Genomic DNA, 14,305 nt, shown 5'->3' with positions numbered 1-14,305 from the left:
GACGTGCCTCATCTCAACATCAAGCACTTTCCCCTGGACGTCGGCGAAGAACAACGGAGGCAGCTCACCGAGGACCTCACCGCGCTGGTGATGCGGCACTTCGAGGTCCCCGAGGGCGCCGTCTCGATCGCACTGGAGCAGGTGGACCAGTCGTCATGGAACGACGCCGTCATCGTTCCGGAAATCATAGGGCGGCAGCACCTCCTCATCAAGGCCCCGGGCACTTAAGAATCAGCCCCAACTCACCGTCACAGCACAGCACAAGGAGCGCGATATGACCGACTGCCTCGGACCGCGTCTCAAAGTCGGCGTGGTCCTTCCGGCGACCAACACCTCCGTCCAGCCGGAAATGGAAGCCATGCGGCCGGAGGGGGTCACCAACCACACCGGACGCATGCAGACCCAGGACACCTCGCTCACGGGCGGTATCGACGATCTGGTCAGCAGTTACCGGGAGTCGACCCACCGGGCGATCGACAGTCTGCTGCCGTGCAAACCCGACTGCTTCGTCATCGCTTTCTCCCCTGAGATCTACTGGGACGGCCCCGGCTCTCAGGACGAGGTGGTGGCTTCGATGAAGTCCGCCAGCGGGGGCCTTCCGGTCACCATGAGCCCGGACGCCTTCACCACGGCGCTGTCCCAATACGGCGCCCGGCGGCTCGGCGTCATCACCCCGTACGTGCCGGCCGGTGACGACTCGGTGAGCCGGTTCTTCACCGAATCCGGATATGACGTGGTATCGATGACAGGACTGGGGTGCAGCAGTCCGGAGCGGATCGCCCATGTGCACGAACCGGAGCTGCGCGAGGCCATCAAGGCCGTCGACACCCCGGACGTGGAGGCGATCGTGCAGGTGGGCACCAACATGGCCATGATGCGCGTCGCGGCCGGTGCCGAGGAATGGCTCGGCAAGCCGGTCATCTCCAACAACACGGTGCTCTATTGGCGGGCGCTGCGGCAGAACGGCATCGCCGACCGCATCAGGGGATTCGGCTCCCTGGCCGAGCAGTACTGAGCCACCGAGCGGTACTGGATAACCGAGCAGTACTGAATCACCAATAAAGCTGGGCGGGGGCGGCCTGAACGCCCCCGCCCGGCGCCGATTTGGAAAACAAGGAGACCTACGTGAGCAATACCGGCAGTGACACAACTGCCATCGACCCGCAGCGGGTCACCGACGGCGACCGGCTTCCCATCGGGAAACTGCTGGCGCTGACCACGGCCGGATTCCTGGCCATCATGACCGAGACGACGCCCGCGGGCCTCCTCCCGCAGATCGGCGACGGTCTCGGCGTCTCCGAAGGGCTGGCGGGGCAGCTCGTCACGCTGTACGCGATCGGTTCCGTGGTAGCGGCCATCCCTGTCATCGCCGCCACCCGCAGTATGCGACGACGGCCGCTGCTGCTCCTCTCGGTCGGCGGGCTGCTGATCTTCAACACCATCACGGCGCTGTCCACCAGCTACGAACTCACCCTCGTCGCCCGCTTCATCGCCGGTATGGCGGCCGGAGTCGTCTGGGGGCTGCTCGCCGGATACGGCAGGCGGCTGGTACCCGAAAGCCTCCAGGGCCGGGCGCTGGCCATCGTCGGGGTGGGCCAGCCGGTCGCGCTGACTCTCGGGGTCCCGCTGGGCACCTGGCTGGGGTCGCTGTTCGACTGGCGCGGAGTGTTCTGGATCATGTCCGCCGTCGCGCTGCTGCTGGTGCTCTGGATCCGTGCGCTGGTCCCGGACTTCCCCGGTCAGACCGCCACCGAACGGGAGCCGCTCCGGAAGATCTTCGCCCTGCCGGGCATCGCTTCCGTGCTGGCCGTGGTGCTCCTGTGGATCCTGGCGCACAACATCCTCTACACCTACATCGCGCCCTTCCTGGAGCGGTCCGGTCTCGGTGGGCGCGTCGACCTCGCGCTGCTGGTGTTCGGCGCCGCCGCCATCGTGGGGATCTGGCTCACCGGAGTCCTGGTGGACCGCAAGCTGCGCCCGGTCACCCTGCTGAGCCTCGCCGGGTTCGCGCTCGCGTCCCTGGTGCTGGGGGTCGCGGGCTCGTCGGTGCCGATGGTGTTCCTCGGCATCGTCGTCTGGGGTGTGACGTTCGGCGGCGCGCCCACGCTGCTGCAGACCGCCAACGCCGACGCGGCCGGGGACGCGGCCGATGTCGCGCAGTCGATGTTCGTCACCGTCTTCAACCTCGCGGTCGCGGGCGGCGGGGTGTTCGGCGGTCTCCTCCTGGAGTCGACCGGTGCCGGGTCCATACCCTGGGTGCTGCTCGGGCTGGCCGTCCTGGCCACCGCCGTCGTCGCGCTGGCCCACCGGCACGGCTTCAAGCCCGGCCCCCGGGTCACCGACGGCTGAACCCCGCCGGCCTCCTCCCCTACGGACGTAGCGGAGGAGGCCGTTTCGCATGACGCGCCGCCCGCCGCCGTCAGCGGCGGGAGTGGCCGAACAGCAGACGGTAGGCGATCAGCAGCACCAGGGAGCCGCCGATGGCGGCTCCCCAGGTGGCGGGGTCGAAGAACTGGTCGTCGACGGGCCGGTCGAGGAACTTGGCGGAGAGCCAGCCGCCGATGAAGGACCCGACGACGCCGATGACGGTGGTGCCGATCAGACCGCCCGGGTCACGGCCGGGGAGAAGGAACTTGGCGACGGCTCCGGCGATCAGCCCGAGGACGATCCAGCTCACGATGCTCATGGTGCGGTTCTGGCCTTTCGATATGCGGGGTGCAGGGCTGGGCTGCCCGTTCCGGCTTCTTTACCGGGCCACGGGGGTCAAACCTCGCGCCGGGCCGGTCAGGGCGCGTCCGATGCCGCCTCCCCCACCAGCTCCTCCAGGACGTCCGTCATCGTCACGAACCCGAGGACGGAACCGTCGTCGCCCGTCACCGCCGCCAGGTGCGTACCGGCGCCGCGCATCGCCGTCAGCGTGTCGTCCAGCGGGGTATCGGCCGGCACCCGGGTGACGGTGTGCAGGGCGGCGCCGGGGAAGGGCCGGTCGCGGTCGGTGACGCCGAGGGTGTCCTTGATGTGGAGGTACCCCAGCACGGCGCCGCCGGGGCCGGTGACCGGCAGCCGGGAGAAGCCGGAGGCGGCCGCGGTGCGCTCCAGACGTGCGGGGGTGACCCGGTGGTCCACGGTGACCATCTCGCCGAGCGGGACCAGGATGTCCCCGGCCCGCCGGGTGCCCAGCTCCAGGGCGTCGCGCAGCCGCTCGCTGCCGGAGGCGTCGAGGAGGCCCGCGTCGCTGGAGTCCCGGACCAGGCGTATGAGTTCGGCGTCGGTGTAGACCGACTCGACCTCGTCCTTGGGCTCGACCTTCAGCAGCCGCAGCAGCGCGTTGGCGAAGGCGTTGACGCCGAAGACGACGGGGCGCAGCGCGCGGGTGACGGCGACCAGGGGCGGGCCGAGGAGCAGCGCGGTGCGCTCCGGGGCGGCGAGGGCGATGTTCTTGGGGACCATCTCGCCGATGAGCATGTGCAGATAGGTGGCCGCCGCCAGGGCGAGGACGAAGGCGATCGGGTGCACCAGGGCCTCGGGGACGCGGGCGGCGGCGAACACCGGCTCCAGCAGGTGGGCGATGGCCGGTTCGGCGACCGCGCCGAGGACCAGCGAGGAGATGGTGATGCCCAGCTGGGCGGTGGCCAGCAGGGCGGACAGGTGCTCCAGCGCCCACAGCACGGTGCGGGCGCGCTTCCCGCCCTCCTGGGCGCGCGGTTCGATCTGGCTGCGGCGCACGGAGATCAGGGCGAACTCGGCTCCGACGAAGAAGGCGTTGGTGAGCAGGGTGAGGGCGCCGATGGCCAGTTGCAGCAGGGTCATCGGGGGTCCTCCTGCGCGTGGGCGGCGGCCGGGGCGGTGATCCGTACGCGGTCGGCGCGGTGGTGGTCCACCTTGAGCACAGTGAGCTGCCAGCCGTCGGTCTCGATGCCGTCGCCCGCCTCGGGGATGCGCGCGAGGGCGGTGGCCATCAGGCCCGCGACGGTCTCGTACGGGCCCTCGGGCACGGTCAGGGCGATCGCGGACAGCTCGTCCAGCCGGACGGCGCCGTCCGCCTCCCAGGTGCCGGGTCCGGCGGGCACCAGGGCGGGGGTCTCGTCGGGGTCGTGTTCGTCGCGTACGTCGCCGACGACCTCCTCGACGACGTCCTCCAGGGTGGCGACCCCGGCGGTGCCGCCGTATTCGTCGATGACGAGGGCCATGGTGTGCGCGCCGCGCAGCCGGTCCAGCAGCCGGTCCACCGGGAGGCTGTCGGGGACCAGCAGCGGGGCGGTGGTCAGCTCGGTGACCGGGGTGTCGGCCCGGCGGGCGGCGTCCAGCGCGAGGACGTCGCGGATGTGCACGGTGCCGACCACCTCGTCCAGGCTGTCGCGGTAGACGGGGAACCGGGACAGGCCGGTGGCCAGCGTGAGGTTGGCGGCGTCGGCGGCGCTCGCGTGCGCCTCCAGCGCCTGGACGTCCACCCGCGGGGTCATCACGTTCTCCGCGGTCAGCTCGCTCAGGTGGAGCGTACGGACGAACAGCTCGGCCGAATCGGGCTCCAGCGCGCCCTCCGCGGCCGAATGGCGGGCCAGCGCGACCAGTTCGTCCGGGGTGCGCGCCGAGGCCAGCTCCTCGGCGGGCTCAAGACCGGCGCGGCGCACCAGGCGGTTCGCGGTGTTGTTCAGGTGGTGGATCAGCGGGGCGAAGGCGGCGGTGAAGCCGCGCTGGGGGCCCGCGACCACCTTGGCCACGGCCAGCGGCCGGGAGATCGCCCAGTTCTTGGGCACCAGCTCGCCGATCACCATCAGGACGACGGTCGAGACCGCCACGCCCAGCACCGAGGCCACGGACGAGGCGGCGCCGCCAAGACCTGCGGCCCGCAGCGGGCCCCGCAGCAGGACGGCCAGCGAGGGCTCGGCGAGCATGCCGATCACCAGTGAGGTCACGGTGATGCCCAGCTGGGCGCCGGAGAGCTGGAACGTCAGCCTGCGCGCGGCCTTGAGCGCGCTTCCGGCGCCCCGCTCGCCCGCCGCGGCGGCGCGCTCCAGCTCACCCCGCTCGACCGTGGTGAGCGAGAACTCCGCGGCGACGAAGACCGCGCAGGCCAGGGTCAGCGCCAAGGCCAGCAGGACCAACAGCACTTCGGTCAGCACGCCGGTCCCCTCTCTGTGCGCTCGGCGGACCGCTCACGGGTGGATATGGGGGCGCATACGGGGGCGGATACGGACTCATGCGCATCCGGGGCGGGGCGGGGGGTACTGGGAGGGTCGTCCATCGCGGTGACCGCGACTCCTTCGTGGCTCGAGGGGCTGTTGGTAAAAGAACGGTAAAGCACGATCCGTGGTTCCCGCCCGTCGGCCCGGCACCCCGCCCTGGCAAGGGCCGCGGGGAAGTGCGGGCGACACCCGGCCAGTTGGCCGAATTGATCCACCCATGGCAGGGGCGTGGGAGTTGCTTTACCCGGCCGGAGCGTTCGGTCCGGCAAGAACGGTGAACGGCGCACAGAGAAGGAGTGAACGCCGCGATGGTGTTCAAACGACTGCCTGGTCGATTCGGCACCGAGAGCCCCTTCGTGGGCCCGGTACCGGCCGCCGGTCCGGCGCGCCCCGGCGGGCCGCCACGGAACGGGGCGCGAGAGACCCAGCTCACACAGGCGCTGCGCTGCGCCCTCGCGGCCAGGGAGATCGGAGTGGCCTTATCGGCCAACCCGGGCGGCCCGGATGGCGTCTTGAAGGCCGACAGGCAGGGCGGGTTGCCCGGGGAGCGGCACGGCACCCCCGGAAAAGCGGAGGTGGAGGCAGGTATGCGGCAGGTGACCGGCGTTCACGCCGGGGCCGTCGCGGCACGGACCGCAGACCGGAACCGGGGCATCGGTAATGGAATTGCGCGTGCGGTGTGACGTACTTCATGCTGTCACAGATCTGACATAACAGCGCGTAGCGAGACTCCTACCAATTTAGTACGTACTGTTGTGTGATGGTGCAGCTCATCTCGAAACAAGCGAATCCCGTGGAGCATTAGAGGTCCGTCATGAAGCCCTTCGCCCTGAACCACGCGGTCCCAGCCGAACAATCACCGGCTGTCATTCCGTACTCGTACAACGCCGCCCTGCAGCTGAATGTGCTGCCCGATGGACGCCCCGCCATCTCCGACCGGGGGGTGCTTCTGGAATGCGGCACGACGACCTCCACCGCGGGCTCCAAGACGCACTTCGACGACTGACCGTCCCCACCGACCCACGACGTCGATGACCGTACTGATCCTGACCTGCCAGGAGGATGTGACAGCGGACCTGGTGGTGTCCGAATTACGTGAGCGAAATGTCCCGCTGATCCGATTCGATCCCGCCGACCTTCCCGGCCAGGCAGGGATCTCGACAGAATTCGACCGCGGCGACTTCACCGGCTATCTGTCGACCGACGGCCGTCTGGTCAGCGTGAACAGCTTGCGGTCCATATGGGTGCGCCGCCCGGGGCAACCAGCGGCGCACGCCCCCGAGCCCTCCGAGTGGCTGACCGCCGAGTGCGGACAGGCCCTGTACGGAATGCTGTATTCCACCGAGGCGCGCTGGATGAACCATCCCAGTGCCGCCCAGTTGGCACGTTCCAAACCGTGGCAGTTGCGCACCGCCCATCGCAGCGGATTCGCCGTTCCGCCGACGCTCATCACCACCTATCCGCGCGCCGCCAAGGAGTTCGCCAGCCAGTTCCAGGACATCGTGGTGAAGACCGTCTCCGGCCCTCCGCCGGTCAATCCGCCCATCACACTGCCCACCACCCGCATTGACCCCGAGACGGATTTCTCGGGCGTCGCGGCAGGTGCCACGCTTCTTCAGCGCTACATTCCCAAAACGGCCGATATCCGGCTCACCTGCGTCGGCGGCCGTTTGTTCGCCGCCCGGAAGACAGCAGCTTCCGGGCAGGTTGATGGGAGGTATGGTTTCTATGGCCATCTATGGGACGCGGTGGACGTTCCCCACCGGATCGCCCGGGCCGTCCGGGAATACCTGACCTTTGGCGGTCTCGCCTACGGGGCTTTCGACTTCGCCGAGGACGAGGACGGCACCTGGTGGTTTCTGGAGTGCAATCAGGGCGGTCAGTTCGGGTTCATCGAGCTGGAGACCGGACAGCCGATCGCCGCCGCCATCGCCGACTGGCTCGCCGCGCCCCGTCCCGTCTGAGAGCGCCGCTCAGAGCGTCAGTACCGCGACGCCGTTCACCCGGTCGTTCGCGAGGTCGTCCAGGGCGGCGTCCGCGCGGTCGAAGGGGTACGGGGTGACCGTGGCGCGGATGTGGTGGGCGGCGGCCGCGGTGAGGAACTCGCGGCCGTCCTCCCGGGTGTTGGCGGTGACGCTGCGCAGGGTGCGTTCGTGGAAGAGATGGCGCTCGTACGTCAGCGCGGGGATGTCGGAGAGGTGGATTCCGGCGACGCTCAGCGTGCCGCCCGCGTCCAGCGCCTCCAGGGCCACCGGCACCAGCTCGCCCACCGGGGCGAACAGGATCGCGGCGTCGAGCGGTTCGGGCGGCCGGTCGCGGGCGTCCCGGGCGGAGGCGGCGCCGAGTTCGAGGGCGAGGGCCCGGGCGGCGGCCGAGCGGGTCAGCACATGGACGACGGCGCCGCGCGCGATGGCGACCTGCGCGGTGAGGTGCGCGGAGCCGCCGAAGCCGTAGATGCCGAGCCGTCCGCCCGCCGGGAGGTCGGCGCGGCGCAGCGCGCGGTAGCCGATGATCCCGGCGCACAGCAGTGGCGCCAGCTCCTCGGCGGCGTATCCGGCGGGCAGCTCATAGGCGTACGCCGCCGGTACGGTGACGTACGGGGCGTAACCGCCGTCCGCGTCCCAGCCGGTGTAGACGGACGCGGGGCACAGGTTCTCCTGGCCGCGTACGCAGAAGCGGCACCGGCCGCAGGTGTGGCGCAGCCAGGGGACGCCCACCCGGGCGCCGGGCGCGGGCCCGGCGGCCCGCTCGCCCGCCGCGATCACCTCGCCGACGGCCTCGTGCCCGGGGACGACGGGGGTGCGGTGCGGCGGCAGGTCGCCGTCGCGGACGTGGAGATCGGTACGGCAGACCCCGCAGGCCCGCACCCGGACCAGCAGTTCACCGGCGGCCGGGCGCGGAATCGGCAGCTCTACCTGGTCGATCCGGCCCGGCGTGCGGACCACCCAGGCACGCATGGTGCCCGGAATGTCAGCGTTCGCACCCGTCACACGCCCAACGTAACGCCGTGGCGGGGCCGCCTGCGATCAGGAACGGTCAGGACGCGGGGGCGTCCATCGCGGTCGCGAGGCTCTTCGGACGCATGTCGGTCCAGTGCTCCTCGACGTAGCCCAGACACGCCTGGCGGTCGTCCTCACCGTGGGCGACGGTCCAGCCCTCGGGCACCTCGGCGAAGGAGGGCCACAGGGAGTGCTGTCCTTCGTCGTTGACGAGCACGACGTAACGGCCGTCGGGATTGTCGAACGGGTTACTCATGGCTGACTCCTGTCTCAACTGCTGTCCGGCACGCCTCACGATCTTCCGGCCCGACGGTACCGGCCGGGGACACGCGGCGTGAAGCCGCGCCCGCGCCACGTAGCCTGAATCGCATGGTGAAGGACCCACGACGGCCGCGGCACGGCGCATGGCACGGGCAGGGCCCGGTGGTGTGCGTGGTGGCGGTCGGCGGCGCCATCGGCGCGTCCGCCCGGTACGGGGCGGCCCTGCTGTGGCCTACCCCCACAGGCGCCTTCCCGTGGACGACGCTGCTGGTCAACGCGGTGGGCTGCGCGCTCATCGGCGTCCTGCTGGCGCTGATCGGCGAGGTATGGGCGGCCCACCGGCTGGTGCGGCCCTTCCTCGGCACCGGGGTGCTGGGCGGGTTCACCACCTTCTCGACGTACGCCGTGGACTTCAGGCAGCTCGTCGTGGACGGCCACGCCGCGACCGGGGCGGCCTATCTGGTGGTGACGCTGCTGGCGGCGATGGCGGCGGTATGGGGCGCGGTGGCGGGCACCCGTCGGGTCATCGGGGCCGTCGGGGCGTAGGGCAGGAGCACGGGATGAACGCGAACGGACTGAGGCTGAGCGTCTTCGTCGGCGAGAGTGACACCTGGCACCACAAACCGGTCTTCGCCGAAATCGTGCATCGCGCACACCGGGCGGGGCTGGCGGGGGCGAGCGTGTTCCGCGGGGTGGAGGGCTTCGGCGCCTCGTCCCTGGTCCACACCTCCCGGCTGCTGTCGCTCAGCGAGGAACTGCCGGTCTGCGTGGTGATCATCGATACGGAGGAGCGGGTGCGGTCCTTCCTGCCCGAGCTGGAGGAGATCACCGGCGACGGCCCGGTGATCCTGGACCCGGTCGAGATCGTCCGCTTCCCGGAACGCGACGCCCCGGAACGCGACGCCCCGGGACGTGATGACCGGTGAACTGGCTCCTGGTGGTGGCGGGCGCGATGGTCGGCGCCCCGCTGCGGTATCTGACCGACCGGATGGTGCAGGCCCGGCACGACTCGGTGTTCCCCTGGGGGACGTTCGTGGTGAACGTGGTGGGGTGCGCGGTGCTGGGGGCGGTGGCGGCGGGAGCCGCGTCGTCGCAGGTGCGGCTGCTGCTCGGGACGGGTCTTTGCGGGGCGCTGACCACGTACTCGACGTTCTCGTACGAGACGCTGAAGCTGGCGGAGGACGGGGCGCTCGGTCTCGCGGTCGCCAACGCGGTCGGCAGCGTGGTCGCGGGGGTGGCGGCCGCCTTCGCGGGCGCAGCGGCGGCCACCGCGCTCTGGGGCTGAGCGCGCGGCAGGATCAGCGAGGTCAGGGCAGCAGGCGGGTGCCCGCCGGGAGGCCCGGGAGGTCGTCGGCGTCGGCCGAGCGCAGATACGCCAGCAGCACCCGGCGCAGCTCGCGCGCGGCCCTCGGCGGGGCGACGTCCTTGCGGTGGGCGACGGCGATGGTGCGCCGCATCGCCGTGCCCGCGAAGGGCGTGACCCGCAGCCCCGAGCGCGCCGCCACCATGGCGGGGAGGACGGCGATGCCGAGCCCGGCCCGTACGAAGCCGAGCACCGCGTCCATCTCGCCGCCCTCGACCGTGAACAAGGGCTCGAACCCGGCAGCCCGGCAGGCCGCCGTGGTGAATTCCCGCAGGTCATAGCCTCGGCGGAACATCGCCATCGGCCGGTCGCGGAGATCCTCGACCCGGATCCGGCGGGCTTTCACGGGCGGCGGGGACGCGGGCGAGGAGGCGACCACCAGCTCCTCCCGCAGCAGCTCGGTGGCGGCGAGCGCGGGGGCCTGTCCTGGCAGCGGGGTGATGATCAGCGCGAGGTCCAGCTCACCGGCGGCGAGGGTGCGCACGAGGTCCTGGGAGCCGCCCTCGTCGATGATCAGCTCGATGCCCGGGAACTCGTCGTGGAAGCGGCGCAGCACATCCGGAACGAGGCTGGCGCACAGGCTTGGCGGGGCGCCGAGCCGCACCCGGCCGCGCCGGAGCTGGGCGACCTCCTGGACCTCGCGGCGCGCGGTCTCGGTGTCGGCGAGGATCTGGCGGGCCAGCGGAAGGAGCGCCTCCCCCGCGTCGGTGAGGGCGATGTGGCCGCGCGCACGGTGGAACAGCTCGGCGCCCAGCTCCCGCTCCAGCGCCCTGATCTGCTGGGACAGCGACGGCTGGGCGACATGGAGCCGCTCGGCGGCGCGGGTGAAGTGGCGGGTGTCCGCGACGGCGGCGAAATAGCGGAGCTGCTGCAGCTGCACCCAGCGATCATAGGCAATGACTATGGAATCCAGCCATAGCATGTCTTGGACTAATCACCAGGGCGCTGCCTAGCGTCACAGACATGGCACTGGCGACACGGACGGACACGGGCCACGAGCGGCGGCCCGGCCAGAAGCGGAAGCCGCCGCGGAAGCCGTCCCTCATCGGCTCCGTGTGGCGGTCGACCATCGGTAAGAAGGCCGTGATGGCCGTCACCGGGCTGATCATGCTGAGCTACCTGGTGGCCCACATGTTGGCCAACCTGAAGATCTTCTTCGGGCCCGGCGACCTCAACGGCTACGCACACTGGCTGCGCACCCTCGGCGAACCGTTCCTCCCGCACGAGGGGTTCCTGTGGCTGGCCCGGGTCGGGCTGCTGGCCGCCGTCGTCCTGCATGGCGTGGCCGCGTACCAGCTCAGCCGCCGGGATATCGCGGCCAGGCCGCGCGGCTACGCGCATCAGCGGCGGCGGGCGAGCTACGCGACCCGCACGATGCGCTGGGGCGGGGTGATCCTCGGGCTGTTCATCGTCTGGCACATCCTGGATCTGACGACGCTCACGGTGAACGAGCGCGCCGAGCCCGGCCATCCGTACGAGAACGTCGTGGCGACCTTCTCCACCTGGTACGGCAACACCATCTACATCGTGGCGATGCTCGCCCTCGGCCTGCACATCCGGCACGGCTTCTGGAGCGCCGCCCAGACCCTCGGCGCGGGCCGCCCGCGCCGCGACCGGGCCCTCAAGCTGGCCGCGAACGGCCTGGCTGCCGTCCTGACCTGCGGTTTCATCGCCGTACCCATCGGCGTGATGAGTGGAGTGGTGAGCTGAGATGAACACGTACACGGACTACGCCACCGGTGAGCCGATCGCCGACACCAAGGCCCCGGACGGGCCCGTCGAGGGGCGCTGGGACCGCCGCCGCTTCGAGGCGAAGCTGGTCAACCCGGCCAACCGCCGCAAGTACACGGTCATCGTGGTCGGTACGGGGCTGGCGGGCGGCGCGGCCGGGGCGACGCTGGCCGAACAGGGCTACCACGTCGTGCAGTTCTGCTACCAGGACTCGCCGCGCCGGGCGCATTCCATCGCCGCCCAGGGCGGCATCAACGCCGCCAAGAACTACCGCAACGACGGCGACTCCGTCCGCCGCCTCTTCTACGACACCGTCAAGGGCGGCGACTTCCGGGCCCGCGAGTCCAACGTCCACCGGCTCGCCCAGGTGTCGGTGGAGATCATCGACCAGTGCGTGGCGCAGGGCGTGCCGTTCGCCCGCGAGTACGGCGGTCTGCTGGACACCCGCTCGTTCGGCGGCGTCCAGGTCTCCCGCACCTTCTACGCCCGCGGCCAGACCGGTCAGCAGCTGCTGCTCGGCGCGTATCAGGCGCTCAGCCGCCAGATCGCCGCCGGGGGCGTGGAGATGCACGCGCGCACCGAGATGCTCGACCTGATCGTGATCGACGGGCGGGCCCGCGGCATCGTGGCCCGCGACCTGATCACCGGCCAGGTCTCCACCCACTTCGCGGACGCGGTGGTGCTGGCCTCCGGCGGCTACGGCAATGTCTTCTACCTCTCCACCAACGCCAAGAACTCCAACGCCACCGCGATCTGGCGGGCCCACCGGCGCGGCGCCTACTTCGCCAATCCCTGCTTCACCCAGATCCACCCCACCTGCATTCCGCGCTCCGGCGACCACCAGTCGAAGCTGACCCTGATGAGCGAGTCGCTGCGCAACGACGGCCGCATCTGGGTGCCGAAGGCGAAGGGCGACACGCGTCCGCCCGCCGCGATTCCGGAGGACGAGCGCGACTACTACCTGGAGCGGATCTACCCGGCGTTCGGCAATCTGGTGCCGCGCGACATCGCCTCCCGCGCCGCGAAGAACGTATGCGACGAGGGACGCGGGGTGGGCCCCGGCGGGCAGGGCGTCTATCTGGACTTCGCGGACGCCATCGGGCGGATGGGCCGGGCGGCGGTCGAGGAGAAGTACGGCAACCTCTTCGAGATGTACCAGCTGATCACGGCGGAGAACCCGTACGAGGTGCCGATGCGCATCTACCCCGCCCTCCACTACACGATGGGCGGACTCTGGGTCGACTACGACCTGCAGACCACCGTGCCCGGGCTGTTCGCGATCGGCGAGGCCAACTTCTCCGACCACGGCGCCAACCGGCTCGGCGCCTCCGCCCTGATGCAGGGCCTGGCCGACGGCTATTTCGTCCTCCCCGCCACCATCAACGACTACCTCGCCCGCCATCCGCACGACGAGGTCGACCCGGCCCATCCGGCGGTGTCCGAGGCCCTGATGTCGGTGACCGACCGGCTGCGGCGGCTGCTGGAGAACGACGGCGACCGCACCCCCGACTCCTTCCACCGGGAGCTGGGCGAGCTGCTGTGGGACGAGTGCGGCATGGCCCGCACCGAGCCCGGGCTGCGCAAGGCGCTGGAGCGCATCCCGGCGCTGCGCGAGGAGTTCTGGCGGCGGATCAAGGTGCCGGGCCACGGCAAGGAGCTGAACCAGTCGCTGGAGAAGGCCAACCGGGTCGTCGACTATCTGGAGCTGGCCGAGCTGATGTGCCTGGACGCGCTGCACCGCGCCGAGTCCTGCGGCGGCCACTTCCGCGAGGAGAGCCAGACCGCGGACGGCGAGGCGGCCCGCGACGACGAGGCGTTCTCGTACGCCGCGGCCTGGCAGTTCCGGGGCACGGGTCGCGCGCCCGAGCTGCACCGCGAAGACCTGGTCTTCGAGTACGTCCACCCCACCCAGCGGAGTTACGCATGAGGCTCACCCTGCGGATCTGGCGCCAGCGCGGCCCCGAGGAGCCGGGCGCCCTGACCGTGTACGAAGTCGAGGGCATCTCGCCCGAGATGTCCTTCCTGGAGATGCTCGACACGCTCAACGAACAGCTGACCCTGCGCGGGGAGGAGCCGGTCGCGTTCGACCACGACTGCCGCGAGGGCATCTGCGGGGCGTGCGGCATGGTGATCAACGGGCAGGCGCACGGGCCGGTGCGCACCACCACCTGTCAGCTGCACATGCGGCACTTCGAGGACGGCGACACCATCGACGTGGAGCCGTGGCGCGCCGCCGCGTTCCCCGTCGTCAAGGACCTGGTGGTGGACCGGTCGGCGTTCGACCGGATCATCGGCTCGGGCGGCTTCGTCTCCGCCCCGACCGGGAGCGCCCCGGAGGCGCACGCCACGCCGGTGCCGAAGCCGGTCGCGGACACCGCGTTCGAGCACGCGGAGTGCATCGGGTGCGGGGCGTGCGTGGCTGCCTGCCCCAATGGCTCGGCGATGCTGTTCACCTCGGCGAAGGTGACGCATCTGAACGTGCTGCCGCAGGGGCAGCCCGAGCGCGAGTCCCGGGTGCTGGACATGGTCGGCACGATGGACGAGGAGGGCTTCGGCGGCTGCACCAACACCGGTGAGTGCGCGACGGCCTGCCCGAAGGGCATCCCGCTCCAGTCCATCTCGACCATGAACCGGGAGTTCCTGCGGGCGAGCCTCAAGGGCCGCCACTCCTGAGGCTTCTGAGGCTCCTGAGACGACGCGAGTGCCCGGCAACGTCCCCCGGCGGGGTCGGTTGCCGGCCCGAGCGGGCGACGGGGGGGCGGCCC

Annotated in this window: 17 protein-coding genes; 11 read left to right on the top strand and 6 right to left on the bottom strand. The window is 70.9% G+C overall.

Annotated elements, in window-relative coordinates; genetic code table 11:
• The first annotated feature begins 3 nt into the window (after nt 1–3).
• From ACFV9T_RS31540 to ACFV9T_RS31530, 3 genes are all read left to right on the top strand, one after another.
• Nucleotides 4–228: a tautomerase family protein gene (locus tag ACFV9T_RS31540; RefSeq protein ID WP_385445864.1), complete on the top strand. Its 225-nt coding sequence runs from the start codon at nt 4–6 to the stop codon at nt 226–228.
• A 46-nt stretch (nt 229–274) separates the two neighbouring features.
• On the top strand, nt 275–1,015 hold the full coding sequence (locus ACFV9T_RS31535; RefSeq protein ID WP_385445863.1) for an arylmalonate decarboxylase: 741 nt from the start codon (nt 275–277) through the stop codon (nt 1,013–1,015).
• A gap of 110 nt (nt 1,016–1,125) precedes the next feature.
• A complete protein-coding gene (locus tag ACFV9T_RS31530) occupies nt 1,126–2,349 on the top strand; it encodes an MFS transporter (RefSeq protein ID WP_385445862.1) in 1,224 nt (407 codons plus the stop codon).
• A gap of 70 nt (nt 2,350–2,419) precedes the next feature.
• Here ACFV9T_RS31530 and ACFV9T_RS31525 read toward each other — a convergent pair whose 3' ends face one another.
• The 3 genes from ACFV9T_RS31525 to ACFV9T_RS31515 all read right to left on the bottom strand — a co-directional run bounded on the left by ACFV9T_RS31525 (nt 2,420) and on the right by ACFV9T_RS31515 (nt 5,120).
• Entirely contained in the window at nt 2,420–2,686 is a 267-nt protein-coding gene (locus ACFV9T_RS31525) for a GlsB/YeaQ/YmgE family stress response membrane protein (protein WP_385445861.1), read from the bottom strand.
• A gap of 98 nt (nt 2,687–2,784) precedes the next feature.
• Nucleotides 2,785–3,810: a hemolysin family protein gene (locus ACFV9T_RS31520; RefSeq protein WP_385445859.1), complete on the bottom strand. Its 1,026-nt coding sequence runs from the start codon at nt 3,808–3,810 to the stop codon at nt 2,785–2,787.
• Nucleotides 3,807–5,120 carry a hemolysin family protein gene (locus ACFV9T_RS31515; RefSeq protein ID WP_385445914.1) on the bottom strand — a complete coding sequence of 438 codons (1,314 nt, stop codon included), beginning with the start codon at nt 5,118–5,120 and terminating at the stop codon, nt 3,807–3,809. The genes ACFV9T_RS31520 and ACFV9T_RS31515 overlap by 4 nt, the downstream gene beginning before the upstream one ends.
• 880 nt (nt 5,121–6,000) lie before the next feature.
• On the opposite strand from ACFV9T_RS31515, the gene tgmA reads away from it, so the two are divergent.
• Both tgmA and tgmB read left to right on the top strand, forming a co-directional pair.
• Nucleotides 6,001–6,192 carry a putative ATP-grasp-modified RiPP gene (gene tgmA / locus ACFV9T_RS31510; protein WP_358617536.1) on the top strand — a complete coding sequence of 64 codons (192 nt, stop codon included), beginning with the start codon at nt 6,001–6,003 and terminating at the stop codon, nt 6,190–6,192.
• A 25-nt stretch (nt 6,193–6,217) separates the two neighbouring features.
• Entirely contained in the window at nt 6,218–7,150 is a 933-nt protein-coding gene (gene tgmB / locus ACFV9T_RS31505) for an ATP-grasp ribosomal peptide maturase (protein WP_385445858.1), read from the top strand.
• Nucleotides 7,151–7,159: 9 nt separating this feature from the next.
• Here the strand turns inward: tgmB and ACFV9T_RS31500 are convergent, their stop codons facing one another.
• Nucleotides 7,160–8,143: a zinc-binding alcohol dehydrogenase family protein gene (locus ACFV9T_RS31500; RefSeq protein WP_385445857.1), complete on the bottom strand. Its 984-nt coding sequence runs from the start codon at nt 8,141–8,143 to the stop codon at nt 7,160–7,162.
• A 79-nt stretch (nt 8,144–8,222) separates the two neighbouring features.
• Nucleotides 8,223–8,441: an MbtH family protein gene (locus tag ACFV9T_RS31495; RefSeq protein ID WP_385445856.1), complete on the bottom strand. Its 219-nt coding sequence runs from the start codon at nt 8,439–8,441 to the stop codon at nt 8,223–8,225.
• A 113-nt stretch (nt 8,442–8,554) separates the two neighbouring features.
• Here ACFV9T_RS31495 and ACFV9T_RS31490 point away from each other — a divergent pair, with 113 nt between their 5' ends.
• From ACFV9T_RS31490 to crcB, 3 genes are read left to right on the top strand one after another with little or no spacing between them, the layout of a single operon-like run.
• Nucleotides 8,555–8,992: a fluoride efflux transporter FluC gene (locus ACFV9T_RS31490; RefSeq protein ID WP_385445855.1), complete on the top strand. Its 438-nt coding sequence runs from the start codon at nt 8,555–8,557 to the stop codon at nt 8,990–8,992.
• A gap of 14 nt (nt 8,993–9,006) precedes the next feature.
• Entirely contained in the window at nt 9,007–9,372 is a 366-nt protein-coding gene (locus ACFV9T_RS31485) for a DUF190 domain-containing protein (protein WP_385445854.1), read from the top strand.
• The gene (crcB, locus tag ACFV9T_RS31480; protein ID WP_385445853.1) at nt 9,369–9,731 is read left to right on the top strand and encodes a fluoride efflux transporter CrcB; all 363 of its coding nucleotides are present in this window, start codon (nt 9,369–9,371) and stop codon (nt 9,729–9,731) included. Before ACFV9T_RS31485 ends, crcB begins: the two co-directional genes overlap by 4 nt.
• A 22-nt stretch (nt 9,732–9,753) precedes the next feature.
• Here crcB and ACFV9T_RS31475 read toward each other — a convergent pair whose 3' ends face one another.
• On the bottom strand, nt 9,754–10,689 hold the full coding sequence (locus ACFV9T_RS31475; RefSeq protein ID WP_385445852.1) for a LysR family transcriptional regulator: 936 nt from the start codon (nt 10,687–10,689) through the stop codon (nt 9,754–9,756).
• An 83-nt stretch (nt 10,690–10,772) separates the two neighbouring features.
• Here ACFV9T_RS31475 and ACFV9T_RS31470 point away from each other — a divergent pair, with 83 nt between their 5' ends.
• From ACFV9T_RS31470 to ACFV9T_RS31460, 3 genes are read left to right on the top strand one after another with little or no spacing between them, the layout of a single operon-like run.
• On the top strand, nt 10,773–11,519 hold the full coding sequence (locus ACFV9T_RS31470) for a succinate dehydrogenase cytochrome b subunit (RefSeq protein ID WP_385445851.1): 747 nt from the start codon (nt 10,773–10,775) through the stop codon (nt 11,517–11,519).
• A gap of 1 nt (nt 11,520) precedes the next feature.
• Entirely contained in the window at nt 11,521–13,467 is a 1,947-nt protein-coding gene (locus ACFV9T_RS31465; protein ID WP_385445850.1) for a fumarate reductase/succinate dehydrogenase flavoprotein subunit, read from the top strand.
• Nucleotides 13,464–14,213 (top strand): succinate dehydrogenase/fumarate reductase iron-sulfur subunit, encoded by a 750-nt coding sequence (locus ACFV9T_RS31460; protein ID WP_385445849.1) that lies wholly within the window; start codon nt 13,464–13,466, stop codon nt 14,211–14,213. Before ACFV9T_RS31465 ends, ACFV9T_RS31460 begins: the two co-directional genes overlap by 4 nt.
• The last annotated feature ends 92 nt before the right edge of the window (nt 14,214–14,305 follow it).

Origin of the sequence: Streptomyces sp. NPDC059850, assembly GCF_042731515.1 — a bacterium.
Taxonomy (GTDB): domain Bacteria; phylum Actinomycetota; class Actinomycetes; order Streptomycetales; family Streptomycetaceae; genus Streptomyces.
The sequence above is the reverse complement of the archived record's forward strand: the minus strand, read 5'-3'. Positions and strand labels throughout refer to the sequence as shown.